Origin of the sequence: Arthrobacter sp. R-11, assembly GCF_049913155.1 — a bacterium.
Classification (GTDB): Bacteria; Actinomycetota; Actinomycetes; order Actinomycetales; family Micrococcaceae; genus Arthrobacter.
The window spans coordinates 1,392,811-1,409,004 of sequence record NZ_CP183979.1; the positions used below are offsets into that span (position 1 = coordinate 1,392,811).

The following is a 16,194-nucleotide window of genomic DNA, read 5'->3' on the forward strand; positions in this document are numbered from 1 at the left end:
CACCGAACTTGAATCCCCCGGCCGGGGCCTCCACACCAGCCGTCCGGACTACACCTAGCGAAGGACCCACGACATGACAATGACAAGCGAACAGGCGGCCTGGTTTGCGGACACCTTTGAGAAGCTGGTTGCGAACGTCGGCCAGGCCGTGCTGGGCAAGTCCCATGTCATCCGCCTGACATTCACGGCCATGCTCGCCGAGGGCCACGTCCTCTTCGAAGACGCCCCCGGCACAGGCAAGACCTCCCTTGCCCGGGCCCTCGCGGCCACGGTCCAGGGGTCCCACAACCGCATCCAATTCACCCCGGACCTGCTGCCTTCGGACGTCACCGGCGTGACCATCTACGATCAGAAGACCCAGAAGTTCGAGTTCCATAAGGGCCCGATCTTCAGCAACATCGTGCTGGCCGACGAAATCAACAGAGCCTCGCCGAAGACCCAGTCCGCGCTCCTGGAAGTCATGGAGGAATCCCGGGTGACCGTGGACGGCACCACCTACGAGGCGGGCCGCCCGTTCATGGTGCTCGCCACCCAGAACCCGATCGAACAGGCCGGCACCTACCGCCTGCCCGAAGCCCAGCTGGACCGCTTCCTCATCAAGACCTCCATCGGCTACCCGGACCACGCATCCACCGTGCAGTTGCTGGGCGGAAGCAACCTGAAGGACCGTTCGCGCGACCTCAGCCCGATCATCACCACCCAGGCGGTGGCGGACATGGCGGACCTCGCGGCCACCACGCACATCGATTCGGCCGTGCTGGAGTACATTTCGCGCCTGTGCGAGGAGACCCGCAACGCCCCGGAGACGCGGCTTGGCGTTTCGGTCCGTGGTGCCCTGGCCATGGTGCGTGCGGCAAGGGTCTGGGCGGCCGGGCAGGGACGCAACTACGTCCTTCCGGATGACATCAAGGAACTGGCCGGGGTTGTCTGGACCCACCGCTTCGTCATGGACCCCGAGGCGGAGTTCTCCGGCGCCACTGCCGAGGCCGTGCTCCAGCGCGTCCTGAACGACGTCGCTGCCCCGCAGCAGCGCGCCAACGTCTGACGGCCCCGGTCCACAAACACCCGGTTCCACAAACAAAGGTCTCCACAATGTCTACCGGCACACCCTTGAAACGGGCTGCTGCATCCGCCAGACGCTACCTGGCTCCGCTCAGGGAGCGGGAGCGTCTCGGTACCCTCGGGGGAGGGGCAGCCAAGCTCCCCGAGAGGATCCCGTCGAAGCTGCACCCTGCCGCCGTCTGGCGTGAGGCGTCCCAGGCCTTGGCCGAATGGCTTGCCCCGTTCCGGAAGAAGCTGAGCAGCCTCTGGCTTGCCTATGCATGGCCCTTCCTGTCCGTGGTCAGCATCCTCGGCTGGGTCGTCCTGGCCGCCGCCATCCTGCTGTGGATGGCCGGGCAGGCCTGGGGCTGGCAGGAGGCAAAGTCGGCAGCGCTCGTGGCCTTCCTGCTGTTCCTCTTCGCCGTGGCCTTTGTCCTCGGCCGCTCCGCCTACGGCGTGGTACTCGACATGTCGCGGACCCGTGTGGCGGTGGGCGATGACGCCGTCGGCAGCATCGCCGTCTCCAACACCTCCACCCGGCCGCTCCTCCCGGCGGACCTGGAGCTGCCGGTCGGCAGCAACACAGCGGTCTTCCACCTGCCCAGGATGAAGCCGGCCCAGGTGCATGAGGACCTATTCACCATCCCGACGGCGCGCCGTGCCGTGATCGTCGTCGGGCCCGTGCGTTCCGTGCGGGCTGATCCGCTGCACCTGCTGCGCCGCCGCGTGCTCTGGACGGACCCGGTGGACCTTTACGTCCACCCGAAGACTACGGTCCTGGCCGGTTCGGCCGCGGGCTTCATCCGCGACCTCGAAGGCATGCCCACCACGGAGCTTTCCAGTGCGGACGTGTCCTTCCACGCCCTGCGCGACTACGTGCCCGGCGATGACCGCAGGCACATCCACTGGAAGACCACCGCACGCACCAACAAGCTGATGGTCCGCCAGTTCGAGGAGACCCGGCGTGCACACCTGGCCATCTCCTTGTCGATCAACACTGACGAATACGAATCCGAGACGGAGTTCGAGCTCGCGATCTCGGTGGCTGCCTCCATCGGCCGCCAGGCCATCCGCGAACAGCGTGAACTCGACGTGCTGACGCAGAAGGGGCCGCTGCGCTGTGAAACCGGGCGGAACCTCCTGGACGATATGACCAGGATCGTGGGCGCACCCATGCGCCGCAACGCCGTCGACCTCGCCCGGACCCTGGCAGACACGGTGCCCAACGCCTCCGTGGTCTTCTTTGTTGTGGGCAGCGGCGTGACCGCAACCCAGCTGCGATCCGCATCGGCCTCGGTTCCCGCGGGGGTGCGGAGCCTTGCCGTTCGCGTACAGGCCGGTGCCGCTCCGGCCCGCGCCAACATCGCGGACCTGACCGTCCTGACCGTTGGCGATCTTGACGATCTTGCCCTGGTACTCCGGAAGGCGGCCGCATGAGCTCCGCCCAAACCCCTCGAGCCCACCGCGCCTCCCGGAAGCAGCAGCCTGCCCAGTCGGCCTTCGCGGACGGCCGTCCGCTGTGGCATTCCGCGCTCGACGCCGGTGCCCTGGTCCTGCTGCTGGGCCTTGGCGTGCTCGGGTTCAGCCAAAGCTTCGGCGGCGATCCGCACTACCTCCTGGCCGGTTTCGGCGGAATCGTGATCGGCCTGGGAATCGCCGCTGCCAATGCGCACTACCGCCTCGGCCTGCTTATCACCGTGGCCCTGGCCTTCGGCGCCTACATGATCCTGGGCACAGCGCTGGCGGTGCCGGATGCGGCCATCGCGGCGGTGCTGCCCAGCCTCGACTCCCTGCGCACCCTGCTGCTGGGTGTGGTGTTCGCCTGGAAGGACATGCTGACAGTCGGCGTCCCGGTGGGCACCGCGGGCGGAATGCTGATCGTGCCCTTCCTCAGCGCACTGATCTGTGCCGTGGCGGCCGGCCTCCTCGCCTGGCGGCTGAAGAGCCCGTACTGGCCGCTGCTGCCGGTGCTGGCGCTGTTCGTCACCGGCATCCTGTTCAGCACCAGCGCGGCCTTCCTCAACGTCGAGCGCGGCGTCGGCGTTGCCATCGGCGCCATCGCCTGGGCGACCTTCCGCCGCGACGTGCTCCGTCGCAACGACACCCGGAGGGTGTCAGCGAACCGTCCCGAGGCCGACGCCCGGGTGGCCCGACGCGGACGTTTGCGCCGCTTGGGGATGGCAGCGGCAGTGATTGCAGCCGCCGTCGGCATCACCGCCGTCGCCTCGCCGCTCATCACCGCCACGGACGACCGCAAGGTGCTGCGCAACAGCATCGTCCCGCCGTTCGACCCGCGGGACTACATCACGCCGCTGGCGAGTTTCCGGGAGTTCGTGAAGGACAAGAAGGACGACACCCTTTTCACAGTCAAGGGCCTGCCCAAGGACGGCCGTGTGCGCCTGGCCGCCTTGGACTCCTTCAACGGCCTGAACTACAACATGGACCCGAACGGCTCCGGCAGCTTCAACAAGGTGGGCGACGCGCGTGCCTTGAACACCCCACCGGAAGATGACGGCGGAGCCGTCGGGAGTACCTACAGCCTGGACATCACGGTGGAGGACTACCAGGGCTACTTCGTTCCCGGCGGACGCCACACCACGGGCATCAGCTTCGCCAACGGTTCGCAGGCGGCGTCCGGCTTGTACTTCAACGCCGGAACGGACACCGCGGTGACCACCAAGGGCCTCAGCCAGGGCGACAACTACTCCGTACGGGTCTCCGATCCCGGCAAGCTCGAACACGGGCAGCTGACCCAGTACGACTTCGCCAAGCTGACGCTGCCGGCGGCTGAAGAGGTGCCACCGGTGGTCGGTTCGCAGGCCAACGAGCTGTCCGCCGATGCGCCCACGGCGATCGACCGGGTGCGGCAGATCGAGGCCCACTTCCAGAAGTCCGGGGCGTTCAGCAACGGCCTGGTGGCCGACGGCCAGCTTCCCAGCCTGCCCGGCCACAGCTCCGCCCGCATCCGCGGGCTGCTGACCGCCAAGCAGATGCTCGGCGACGACGAACAGTACTCCGTGGCCATGTCCCTGATGCTGCGCCACCTGGGCATCCCTTCCCGTGTGGTGATGGGCTTCTACCCGGACCCGAAGAGCCCGGAAAACGGTGCGGCGGACATCCCGATCAAGGGCAAGGACGTGCACGCGTGGGTCGAGGTCGCCTTCGACCGCGTGGGCTGGGTTGCCTTCGATCCCACCCCGCCCAAGGACAACGTGCCGATCCCGCCGGACCCGCAGACCAAGTCCAAGCCCAAGCCGCAGGTCCTCCAGCCGCCGCCCCCGCCGCAGGAGCCGGCGGACCTCCCGCCGGACTCCACCCCTGATGCCCTGGACGCCGACGAGAAGAAGAACAACCCGTGGCTGTTCTGGGGGGCGCTGCTGGCCGCGATCGGAACCGCGCTGCTTCCGCTGGTGATCCTTGCCTTGCCCCTGGCGCTGATCCTGCTGCTGAAACTGCGGCGCCGTAAGAGCCGGCTGAACACCGGGCACCCGGCGCAACGTGTCGGCGGCGGCTGGAGCGAGGTGGTCAGCCTCGCCACCGACATGGGTGCTGCGATCAACGGCAAGGCCACCCGCCGGGAGTCCGCCGAGGTTATTGCCGAGGCGTTCCCGGTGAACAGCTCGACGACGACGATGCTCGCCGGCCGTGCCGATGCCGCGATCTTCGGCGCAGGGCAGCCGAGCGAGGAAGACGTCCGGAAGTACTGGGAAATCGTGGACGGTTCCCTCAAGGACATCACCAGCAACGTCGGCTTCTGGAAGCGCCAGCAGGCGCGCTTCTCGCCGCGGTCGCTGCTCGCCGAAGCGCGCACCGCGATCCGGGACGGCAACCTCAAGCCGCACCGCCTCCGCGCGGTCTTCCGCAGGAACACGGAGCCGGCAAACGATGCAGGAAAGGAACAACAGCAGTGACGAGCGGCCACGAGGAACGGTGCCCGGCCTGCCGCCAGGCCGTGAAACCGGGCGCATCATTCTGCACCAAATGCGGTGCGCCGCTGAGCAACCGCGGTGCCCGGATCGAACGCAACATCAGCCAGGTCCAGATGGCCAGGATGGACCTGGCTGCCCCTCAGGCCGGAAGCGATGCCGGTAGGATCGCCATAGCGCCCGCACCGCCCGGTGCCACAGGACCGGCTCCGGCGGGGCAGCGCGTGCCGCAAGTGCCAGGGGGAGGGACGACCATGAACAACAACGCCGAACTGGTCCCGGCGTCGACGGGCAAACGGCTCGGAGCTGCGGTGCTCGACTGGCTTGGCCCGGCGGTCATCCTGGGTATCGCCCTCGGCGTCGGAGCGGCCGGGATCACCGAGCAGCGCAGCAACGGCTTCATCGTCTACGACACGGGGCTGCTCGTTCTCCTGGGCAGCATCGCCGTCGGGGTGACTCTCGTCTACACCGCGGTGCTGCTTGGCATCGAAGCCCGCAGCGGCAACACGATCGGGAACCAGCTGATGGGCATCCGCAGCGCGGACGCCGACGGGTACGCCCCGGGCGGCGGCATCGTGTTCCTGCGCGGCCTGATCACCGGCGGAGTGTTGCTGCTCACCGTCATTGCCGCCGTCCTGGTGGTGGCACTCGGCTGGCTCGGCATCGCCCTGCTCATCCTTGCTCCGCTCTTCGTTCTGTCCATCGCATGGGCCGTGATCGTTGTGGTCTCCAACGCCTGGGACAAGCAGGGCCGGTTGCGGGGCTGGCACGACAAAGTGTCCAAAGCCCTGGTGTTCGATGTCTCCGCCGGCCGCAACCCGGTGAAGACGGGCGGCATCCCGGGGGAGTACAACTTTGCGCCGATGGACCTGCCGCCGGTCAAGCAGGTGGCGTCCCCGGTGGCGATGCCTGCCGCCAAGGCGCCCGCCCAGCCCGGGCAGCCCCTGCAGATCCCGCAGCCGGGGCCGGCGGACGGCGCGCGGCACGGAGCGCCGGTTCCGCAGCACAACCCGGTTCCGCAGCACAACCCGAACCCCCAGCACAACCCGAACCAATGGCAACCGCCGGTCTCAGCCCCGCCCTGGGCCGCGCCGGCGGGGGAGGCCCAGGCAGCGCACCCCGATGACGACGTCGAGCGTACGCAGCTGCGCCCCGGCGTCCAGGCGGCGGCCCCGGCGGTGCTCCGGATCCGCCTCGACGACGGCCAGGACTTTGAAGTGGGAGCCTCCCTGCTGATCGGACGCAACCCCGCCGCCATGGCCGGGGAATCCGTTGAGCAGCTGATCCCTGTGTCCGATCCCGGGCGCTCGATCTCCAAGACCCACCTGCAGCTCCGCCGCGAGGGCGACGGCGTCTGGGTCACGGACCGCAATTCCACCAACGGCTCGGCCGTCACCACCCCGGACGGCAACCAAAGCCGGCTGCTTCCCGGAGAGCCCGTTTTTGTCCGCCCCGGGTCCACCGTCCGGTTCGGCGACCGTTTCTTCCACCTAGGACAGGCATGAATTCACAGCCCGCAGCCGCAGCTGCGACCGCCAACGAGTCTGGATTCGGGCTGAGCTACGGCTACGGCACGGACCGCGGCCTCCGCCGCGAACTCAACGAGGACTCGTTCATCGCCTCGGATCCGGTGTTCGCGGTAGCCGACGGCATGGGCGGGCATGAAGCCGGGGAGATCGCCAGCGGCATCTGTGTCCGCACGCTCGGCAGCTACCCGCAGCTGCCTTCGGGCATCCGCACCGCAACGGCGGCGGTACTGCAGGATTGCCTGCTGGCTGCGGACGCCCGCATCCGCAGCGCGACCGGCGCCCGGGCGGGGACCACCCTGTCCGGCGTCGTCGTGGTGGAGCAGATGGGACTGCCGTACTGGCTGGTCATGAACATCGGCGATTCACGCACGTACCTGCTCAGCCAGGGCGAATTCGCCCAGATCAGCGTGGACCATTCAGAGGTGCAGGAAATGGTGGACGCAGGGAGCATCACCCCGGAGGAAGCGAACGTGCACCCGCGCCGCCATGTCGTCACCCGCGCGCTGGGCACCGGAGACGAGACCGAGGCCGACTTCTGGCTCCTTCCCATCCATGAAGGGGACCGGATCCTGGTCTGCTCCGATGGACTCACCGGCGAACTCAATGACGAGCACATCTTCCGGATCCTGAGCACCGTGGGCCACCCCCAGGACGCCGTGGACGCCCTGATCCAGGCGGCCCTGCGGTCCGGCGGGCGGGACAACGTGACGGTTGTTGTGGTCGACGCCAAGAACGTCCTGAACGACGCCGGCGTTGCCACCACCGCGCCGCGGCCGGGGGCCGAGGCGGAAGACGAAGATACCCTGCCGCGCCATGAGCTGCCTACCGCGGGCGACGCCGGAGACGGCGGCACATCCGGTGCGGACGGACACGGGGACGGCGGCGATGGCAAGGAATAACTATGTTCCCGGCGACTGGTTCGGCGTGGTCCGTTCCGGGACGGTGGTGGTGCTCGGCCCCGGCACCGGACCGGAGCTGCTGGAATCCCTGTGGGCCCTGCTGGAGCGCCGCCCGGAGATCCACGAAATCCTGAACGAAGTCACCGAAGCCTTCGGCGTGTCCCTGACCCGCATCCCGGCGTTCGGCATCATCGACGCCAAGGACGCGCTGCGCGTTGTCCTGCGCGGCGACCTCGACCTGGAAACCTACGCCGGTGTGCCGCACAACATCCACGGCCGCGACGTGACCACCTGGACGGAGCGGCGGATGGAGCTCCCCGGCTCCTACCGCCTGCGGATCGGCGCGGCCCAAAGCAACGGAGCGGATTCCGCTGCGGCCGGCTCCCTGCCTTTGCAGGAGGGCGTGGTGTTGCTGTCCGGCCTGGAGGCCACGCTCGTCCCGGGCGAAGAACCCAAGGTTCCGGCCGCCGGACCGGTGCCCGGTGCCCAGCAACAGTCTCCGGAACCCGTCGCCGTTACCTCTGCCCCCGGGCTCCCGACGGCGGAACGGCCCGCTTCGGTCGAAACGATCCTCGCGTTTGAGCCCGAGCCGGCGTCCGAGGCCGCGCCCGCGCTGGCGCCTGAGGCTGCGTCCGCGCCGGAGGCCGAGGCCGGGCCCGCGCCGGCTGGCGGGCCCGTCGACGCGGAGCAGGACGAAGCGGAACAGGTCGATGCAAAACAGCTCGAAGCGGTGCCGCAAGAATCCGAACAGGACGAAGCAGAACAGGACGAACCAGAACAGGACGAAGCAGAACAGGACGAAGCAGAACAGGACGACCTGGAACTGACGATCGCGCCCGGCCACCTCCATGACGGCTCGGAGGCCACCGACGCGCCCCCGGCCGTGGAGGTCGGTGTGGACACCGGTGCCACCACGGACGAAATTGTCCGGAACCTGGAACAGACCAGCAGCTATGACCACCTGTGGGAGCGGACCGTCATCCGCAGCATCGAGGATGCCGCCGTGCGGGTGAACCCGGACGAGGAGGAGCACGCGGAGCCCACGCCGGCGGTCCGGGCACCCGAAGCCCGGCCGCAGTCGCCGGAGCCGGCCCCAACCCAGCAGCAGCCAGCCCAGCAGCAGCCAGCCCAGCAGCAGCCTGCTCCGCAACACCAGCCTGCTCCGCAAACCGGCGGGCTGATTTCCTCCGTGCCTTGGCTTTCCGGCAATTCCGCCCCCGCCCCGCAACCCTCCGCTCCGCCGCAGCAATGGGCGCCGCCGGCCGCCCCGCCGCCTGCATCCTTCGCGCCCGGCGCATTTTCCGACGCCGGGGACGAAGACAGCGACCACGACGGCCACACCGTCATGAAGAGCAGCCTGGCGAACCTCCCGTCCACCCCGGCCCCGGCCGCGCCCACGGGCGGGGAACTCCTGCCCGATGGAACCAAGCGTCCGCTGGTCCTGGCCCGGGTCTGCCCGCAGGGCCACGCCAACCCGCCCACCTACGCGCAGTGCGCGTCCTGTGGGAGCGCCATGTCCGGCGAGGGCGTCCAGGTCCCGCGTCCGAGCCTGGGCAAGCTCCGCCTGTCCACTGGTGAAGTCATCGAGCTGGACCGTTCGCTGGTCATCGGTCGCCAGCCGTCGGTGTCCCGGGTCCAGGGCGGCGGCATGCCGGCGTTGGTCCAGGTGGAGAGCCCGGGCGGGGACATTTCACGATCGCACGTGGAGGTCCGCCTGGAGGGATGGCACGTGATGCTCTGCGACCTCAAGGCCACCAACGGCACGGTCCTGGTCCGGGAAGGCCAGGCGCCGCGCCGGCTTGCCCAGAACGAGATGGCCATTGTCCTGGACGGCGACATCGCCGAGCTGGGCGACAACATTTCATTGCGTTTCGAGGAGATTCTGTGAGTTCCAAGCGGCCCCCTGCACCACCGCCGCCCCTTCCCGGTTACAAATACATCAGCCACCTCGGCTCCGGGGGCTTTGCAGACGTCTACCTCTACGAGCAGGACCGGCCGCGCCGCAGGGTGGCCGTCAAGGTGCTCCTCTCGGACCTGAAGACCGAAGATGCGCGCCGCCGCTTCGAGTCCGAAGCCAACCTCATGGCGCAGCTGTCCTCGCACCCGTACATCGTGACCATCTTCGAGGCCGAAACCACCGGGGATGGACACTCATACCTGGCCATGGAGTACTGCTCCCGGCCGAGCCTTGACGTGCGCTACCGCCGCCAGCGTTTCAGTGTCGACGAGGTCCTGGCCGTGGGCATCCAGGTGGCTTCCGCCGTCGAGACCGCGCACCGCGCTGGAATCGTGCACCGGGACATCAAGCCCGCGAACATCCTGGTGACCGACTACAACCGGCCGGCTCTGACCGACTTCGGCATCTCCGGCACGATCGGTGACGACAGCGATGACGACGCCGGGATGTCCATTCCGTGGTCGCCCCCCGAGCAGTTCCGCGGCGGCCCGGTGGACGGCGTGCCGGTGGACGTCTGGGCCCTTGGTGCCACGCTCTACACCCTGCTCGCAGGCCGTTCACCCTTCGTGATGCCGGGCCAGGACAACTCCCAGCGCGAACTGATTTCCCGCATCACCAACTCGCCCGTGCCGCGCCTCGGGCGGGCCGATGTTCCCGAGTCGCTGGAGCTGGTGCTGTCGACCGCGATGGCGAAAGCGCCGGAATCCCGGTACTCCTCGGCGCACGCCTTCGCACTGGCACTGCAGCGGATCCAGGCCGAGCTGAACCTGTCGGTGACGCCTTTTGAGGTACTCGCCGAACAGGGCGGCGACGACGTCCACCCGGACGACAACTTCGAGGAAACCCGGGTCCGCAGCGTCGCCTCGATCGATCCCGACGGCGGCACCTCGCCCACCGCTTCCGCGCCGACGTTCCCGGCCCGGACCTTCCCGAATACCCGGACCCAGCCGCCCGCAGTGCAGGCTGCGCCGCGGCCGGATCCACAGACAGCTCCGAAGCCGGCTCCGCAGACAGCTCCCCAGGAGGAGCAGAACGAGTCCACCGTGTTGCGCGGTTGGACGCCGGGCGCCCCCGCTTACACACCGCCGGCCTTCACCGGGAGTCCGGCGCCCGGACCGCAGCCGGCTCCGCACTACTCCGAACCGGACCTTGCCGCCACGGTCAACCGGCCGGCCGCGGCGGAACAGGACAGCGACGGCGGGGAGACCGGTGCTCCCGACCACCGCAAACGGAACCTCGTGCTCGCCGCCGCCGGTTCCGCGGTGCTGGTGGTCGCCGTCGTCGTCGGAATCGTCCTGGGTGCCACCGCACCCCAGAAGGTGCAGCCGATGGAAACGAACAGCAAGCCGCCGGCGGATGCCCTCGACAACGGAGTTGTGCCGGATGTCGCGAACCTGGCAGCGAAGCGCACCGCAGCCGGAAAGCTCCGCTTCACGTGGACAAACCCGCAGCCGCAGGACGGCGACACCTACAAATGGCGGCGGGCATTCGCTGCGGACGCCGACTACCACGCCACGAAGGCCCCGGCGATGGAAATCACCGAGAGCCCCGGCGGCCGGACCTGCATCCAGGTGATCATCGTCCGCTCGGACGGCAACGCGTCACCGGCCGGCGACAGCTCCATCAACTGCTTTATCGGGAAGTAATGAAACACAGCTACGAGGACCAAGGAGGCCGGTCATGGGAGATCTAGCCATAGATTTCTGTGGGGAATGGCATGAGCCGTCTGACGAAGACGTCTTCAACATCGGCCGTGAAGGCGATCTGGAGGTTGACGACAACCCGTACCTGCACCGCCGCTTCCTGCAGATCGCACGCTATGACGGCATCTGGTGGCTGAGCAACGTGGGCAGCATGCTCTCGGCCACCATCGCGGACGGCTCCGGCGGCATGCAGGCCTGGCTGGCACCGGGCGCGCGCATCCCGCTGGTGTTCAGCCACACGAACGTGATTTTCACGGCAGGGCCCACCACCTACGAGTTCGCGGTGCACCTGAAGACGCCGTCGTTCCGCCAGGAAGTCCGCGACGACGACTCTGCCGGCGACACGACGATCGGGCCGGTGGTGTTCACCGACTCGCAGAAGGCCCTGATCGTCGCCCTGGCAGAGCCAATGCTGCGCCGCGATGGGACGGGCTTCAGCTCGATCCCGTCCTCGGCGGAGGCCGCCAAACGCCTGGGCTGGGCACTGACCCGTTTCAACCGCAAGCTCGACAACGTCTGCGACAAGCTGGACCGCGTGGGCGTGGTCGGCCTGCGCGGCGGCGGCGGAAAACTCGCCACGAACCGGCGCGCCCGGCTGGTGGAGCACGCCGTCACCTCGCACCTTGTCACCGCGGAGGACCTGTACCTGCTGGAAAAGATGAGGGGCGTTGACGAAGCATGAAGTTCCGCCTGACTTTGCGCCGCGATCCCGCCGTTGCCAAGGACCTCGCGGTCACCGTGGACGGCCGTGCCACGGTCGCTGACATCGCCGGCGAGCTCTGGGCCGCCGACCCGGACCGCCAAGGCACCGACGTCCCGCCGAACCTCTCCCTCAAGGTCGATGAGGCTTTCGTCGGGGCGGGCATGAGCGGCATCGTGCTGGATCCTGCCGGGAACCTGCTGGAGTCCGGGCTGCGCCCTGGCTCCACGGTGTCACTGACGCAGGTGAGCGAACAGTTCGCTACTCCGGGCGGAAACCGCGGCCCGACGGCGGCGACTCTCCGTGTGCTGTCCGGGCCCGACTCCGGCAGCGAGTTTTCCTTGCCGTTCGGAACCAGCTACATCGGACGCGACCGGGACGTGGACGTCCGCCTGAGCGATCCCATGACCTCCAAACGGCACGCCCGCATCACCGTTGCCGAGACGGTGGAAATCGCGGACACCAACTCCGCCAACGGCCTGCTCATGGACGGGCTGCCAGTAGCGCGGGCCACCCTGAACTCCTCGGACACGGTCACCCTCGGCGACACCACGGTGGGCGTCGTCGCGCTGTCCCGCAACCACGGCGCCGCGCCGAGTTCCCCGCTGGTGGACTTCAACCGGTCCCCGCGCGTGGTGCCGCGCTTCGACCCGCCCAAGAGGGTGGTTCCGGCCGGCCCCAAACGCCCGGACCACCAGGCCTTCCCGTACATCATGCTGATGGCCCCGCTCCTCATGGGCGGTATCATGTTCGCGGTTACCCAGAACTTCCTCTCCGTGGTGTTCATGATGATGATGCCGCTGTTCATCATCGGCCACTACGTGGACCACAAGGTCCAGTCGAAGCGGCAGATGAAGGAGGCCATCAAGCACTTCCGCGCCTCCATGCTGGCGTTCCGCGAAGACATCGCCGAGCGGCAGAACATCGAACGCTCGGTGCGGCTGCAGGAATCGCCGTCCGTGAGCGACACGGTCGACGCGATCTACAAGCTCGGCCCCCTGCTGTGGACCCACCGCCCGGAACACCAAGGCTTCCTGGGCGTGCGCTTCGGGCTAGGCACGGCGCCGTCGCGCATTCCTTTCGAAGAGCCGGCCAGCAATGACACCGAGGCGCAGTACATGCGCGAGATCCAGGAGTGCCTGGCCCAGGTGCGGATGATCGACGGCGTGCCGGTCGTTTCCCAGTTGCGGACCTCCGGTTCCTTCGGCATCGCCGGTGAGCGCGGACTGGTCGACGACGTCGCCCGCGGGATGGTCCTGCAACTGGTGGGCCTGCATTCGCCGGCGGAACTCGTGGTCACCTCGCTGACCTCGGCCCGTTCGCGTGAGCGCTGGAACTGGCTGCAGTGGCTGCCCCACGTCGGCTCCGGCCACAGCCCGCTTTCCGGCGACCACCTCGCGGCAGGACCCGGTGCGGGTGCTTCCCTGCTGTCCAAGCTCGAAGACCTCGTGGAGCAGCGGGAGGCAGCCTCCAAGGACCCGCGGCCGCTGCCGCGCCCGTCCCTGGCCAACGAACACGGCGAAATCGCCGCGCCGGTGCTGCCCACCGTCCTGGTGGTAGTGGAAGACGACGCGCCCGTGGACCGCGGCCGGCTCACCCGCCTGGTGGAACGCGGACCCGACTCCGGCGTGCACGTCATGTGGGTGGCCGCCAACGTGCAGGCCCTGCCGGCAGCCTGCCGCGACTTCATGGCTGTCGACGGCGACCACGGCACCACCACCGGCCAGGTCCGGCTCGGACGCCACACCTACCCGGTGAGCTGCGAGAGCGTCGAAGCCGGGCTCGCCACCCAGCTGGCCCGCATGATGTCGCCGCTGGTGGACGTCGGCAAGCCGGTCGACGACGACTCCGACCTGCCGCGCGCGGTATCCTACGTGACGCTCGTGGGGAAGGACTTCATGGACGTCCCGCAGGCGGTGGCCGAACGCTGGCAGGAGAACAACTCGGTGCACTCCAGTGCCGTGCCCAACCGCAAGGACAACGGCAGCCTGCGCGCCCTCGTGGGATCCAAGGGCGTGGAGCCGTTCTACCTGGACCTCAAGAACGAGGGCCCACACGCCCTCGTGGGCGGCACCACCGGCGCCGGCAAGTCCGAGTTCCTGCAGTCCTGGGTGATGGGCATGGCCTCGGCCTACAGCCCGGACCGGGTCACCTTCCTCTTCGTGGACTACAAGGGCGGCGCCGCGTTCGCCGACTGCGTGAAGCTTCCGCACACCGTGGGCCTCGTGACCGACCTGTCGCCGCACCTCGTGCGCCGGGCACTCACCTCGCTGCGCGCCGAACTCCATTACCGCGAGCACCTGTTCAACCGGAAGAAGGCCAAGGACCTGCTCGCCCTGCAGCGCGAAGCGGATCCCGAGGCGCCGCCGTACCTGATCATCATCGTGGACGAATTCGCCGCGCTGGCCTCGGAGATGCCGGAGTTCGTGGACGGCGTCGTGGACGTTGCCGCCCGTGGCCGTTCCCTGGGCGTGCACCTGATCCTGGCAACGCAGCGCCCGGCCGGCGTCATCAAGGACAGCCTGCGGGCCAACACCAACCTGCGCGTCGCGCTGCGCATGGCCGATGAGGACGATGCCACGGACATCCTCGGGGTGCCCCTGGCCGCCTACTTCGATCCGTCCATTCCCGGCCGCGGTGCCGCCAAGACCGGCCCCGGCCGGATCCAGGGCTTCCAGACCGGGTACGCCGGAGGCTGGACCACCGAGAAGCCCCAACGTCCGCGGATCGACATCGTGGAAATGGCCTTCGGTTCCGGTGCGAGCTGGGAAGCGCCGGCTCCGGTGGACGCCGTCAAGGAGGAGCCCGCCGGTCCGAACGACATTTCGCGGATGACCACCAACATCATCCGGGCCGCCGACTCGCTGGGCATCGACCCGCCCCGGAAGCCGTGGCTCAACGAACTGGCCACCACCTATGACTTCTCCAAGCTGCCCAACCCGCGCACCGATGAACGGCTGCTGCTCGGCGTGGCCGACGACCCCGTGCACCAGGACCAGCCAACCGTGTTCTACGAACCGGACAAGGACGGCAACATGGCCGTCTACGGCACGGGCGGCTCGGGCAAGTCGGCGGCGCTGCGCGGCATCGCCATCGCCGCCGCCGTCACGCCCCGCGGCGGGCCGGTGCACGTCTACGGCATCGACTGCGGTTCCTCGGGCCTGAAGATGCTCGACGGCCTGCCGCACGTGGGCGAGATCATCGGCGGTGACGACGTCGAACGTGTCGGCCGGCTGCTGCGCTGGCTCCGCGACATCGCCGACGACCGTTCCGCCCGCTTCGCCGAGGTCCGGGCTTCCACGATCGTGGAGTACCGGAAACTGGCCAACCGGCCCGACGAGAAGCGCATTTTCGTGTTGGTGGATGGCATGTCGGCGTTCCGCGAAGCCTACGAATACAGCCGGCTGTCCGCGCTGTGGGACATCTTCCTGCAGCTGGCCACGGACGGCCGTCCGCTGGGCATCCACCTGGTGGTCAGCGGTGACCGGCCCAATTCGGTTCCGGCGTCGTTGCTCGCCTCGATCCAGCGCCGCCTGGTCCTGCGCCTCAGCTCCGAGGACGACTACATGACCCTGGACGTCCCCAAGGATGTGCTCAGCCCGGCGTCACCGCCCGGCCGCGGACTCCTCGGCGATCTTGAGGTGCAGCTGGCCGTGCTCGGCGGGAACTCCAACCTCGCCCTGCAGGCCCGCGAAGTCACCAAGCTGGCCCAGGCCATGCAACGGCAGGGCATGGAGGAGGCGCCGCAGATCCAACGCCTGCCCGAACAGGTGGACCTGGACATCCTGCCCGCCGGCAGCCTCGACCATCCGGTCATCGGCGTCGACGACGAATCCCTGGACCCCGCGGCCATCGCGGCCAAGGGGCCGCTGCTGGTGTCCGGCCCGCCCGGTGCCGGCCGCACGGTTGCGCTCGTGACGATGGCCTACGCCCTGCGCCGCTCCAACCCGGACACGGAACTGATCTACATCGGGGCAAGGCGCTCGGCCGTGGCAGGACTCAAGGTCTGGAACCGTTCACTCGTTGGGCCCGACGAGGTGGAGGAGGCCGCCGAAGAGCTCACCGAACGGTCCACGGAACGCCCGGGAACAATGGCGATCTTCATTGAGGGCCTGACGGACTTCACGGATTCCCTCGCCGAAATGTCGATCAACAAGCTGGTCACTGACTCGATCAAGGCAGAGCAGTGGGTGGTCGGAGAATCGGAAAGCTCCACCTGGTCCCAGGCCTGGTCCCTCGCCCAGCCCTTCAAGTCCGGGCGCCGCGGCTTGCTGCTCAACCCCTCGGACGTGGAAGGCGACAGCCTGCTCAGCACTTCCCTGGGCCGGATCAGCCCGGACTTCATTCCGGGCCGGGGCTACATCGTTGGGCGCGGCAGGGTCCGCAAGATCCAGGTGGCGCTGCCGCCGGAGAACCGCAGCTAGCGGCGGTTCTCCGGC

Annotated in this window: 9 protein-coding genes; all 9 read left to right on the top strand. The window is 68.6% G+C overall.

Features of this window, described 5'->3' with window-relative positions:
- The first annotated feature begins 73 nt into the window (after positions 1–73).
- From ACN9M4_RS06160 to ACN9M4_RS06200, 9 genes are read left to right on the top strand one after another with little or no spacing between them, the layout of a single operon-like run.
- Positions 74–1,045, top strand: coding sequence for an AAA family ATPase (locus tag ACN9M4_RS06160; protein ID WP_426302668.1), 972 nt, complete (start codon positions 74–76; stop codon positions 1,043–1,045).
- A 47-nt stretch (positions 1,046–1,092) separates the two neighbouring features.
- Positions 1,093–2,478 (top strand): DUF58 domain-containing protein, encoded by a 1,386-nt coding sequence (locus tag ACN9M4_RS06165; protein WP_426302669.1) that lies wholly within the window; start codon positions 1,093–1,095, stop codon positions 2,476–2,478.
- Positions 2,475–4,952, top strand: a complete 2,478-nt coding sequence (locus tag ACN9M4_RS06170) for a transglutaminaseTgpA domain-containing protein (protein ID WP_426302670.1) — start codon at positions 2,475–2,477, stop codon at positions 4,950–4,952. Before ACN9M4_RS06165 ends, ACN9M4_RS06170 begins: the two co-directional genes overlap by 4 nt.
- Positions 4,949–6,472, top strand: a complete 1,524-nt coding sequence (locus ACN9M4_RS06175; protein ID WP_426302671.1) for an RDD family protein — start codon at positions 4,949–4,951, stop codon at positions 6,470–6,472. Before ACN9M4_RS06170 ends, ACN9M4_RS06175 begins: the two co-directional genes overlap by 4 nt.
- Entirely contained in the window at positions 6,469–7,395 is a 927-nt protein-coding gene (locus tag ACN9M4_RS06180; RefSeq protein ID WP_426302672.1) for a PP2C family protein-serine/threonine phosphatase, read from the top strand. Before ACN9M4_RS06175 ends, ACN9M4_RS06180 begins: the two co-directional genes overlap by 4 nt.
- Positions 7,382–9,283: a hypothetical protein gene (locus ACN9M4_RS06185; protein ID WP_426302673.1), complete on the top strand. Its 1,902-nt coding sequence runs from the start codon at positions 7,382–7,384 to the stop codon at positions 9,281–9,283. Before ACN9M4_RS06180 ends, ACN9M4_RS06185 begins: the two co-directional genes overlap by 14 nt.
- Positions 9,280–10,998 carry a protein kinase domain-containing protein gene (locus ACN9M4_RS06190; protein WP_426302674.1) on the top strand — a complete coding sequence of 573 codons (1,719 nt, stop codon included), beginning with the start codon at positions 9,280–9,282 and terminating at the stop codon, positions 10,996–10,998. Before ACN9M4_RS06185 ends, ACN9M4_RS06190 begins: the two co-directional genes overlap by 4 nt.
- A 34-nt stretch (positions 10,999–11,032) precedes the next feature.
- Positions 11,033–11,737: a hypothetical protein gene (locus tag ACN9M4_RS06195; protein WP_426302676.1), complete on the top strand. Its 705-nt coding sequence runs from the start codon at positions 11,033–11,035 to the stop codon at positions 11,735–11,737.
- Positions 11,734–16,179 carry an FtsK/SpoIIIE domain-containing protein gene (locus ACN9M4_RS06200; protein ID WP_426302677.1) on the top strand — a complete coding sequence of 1,482 codons (4,446 nt, stop codon included), beginning with the start codon at positions 11,734–11,736 and terminating at the stop codon, positions 16,177–16,179. Before ACN9M4_RS06195 ends, ACN9M4_RS06200 begins: the two co-directional genes overlap by 4 nt.
- Positions 16,180–16,194: the final 15 nt, after the last annotated feature.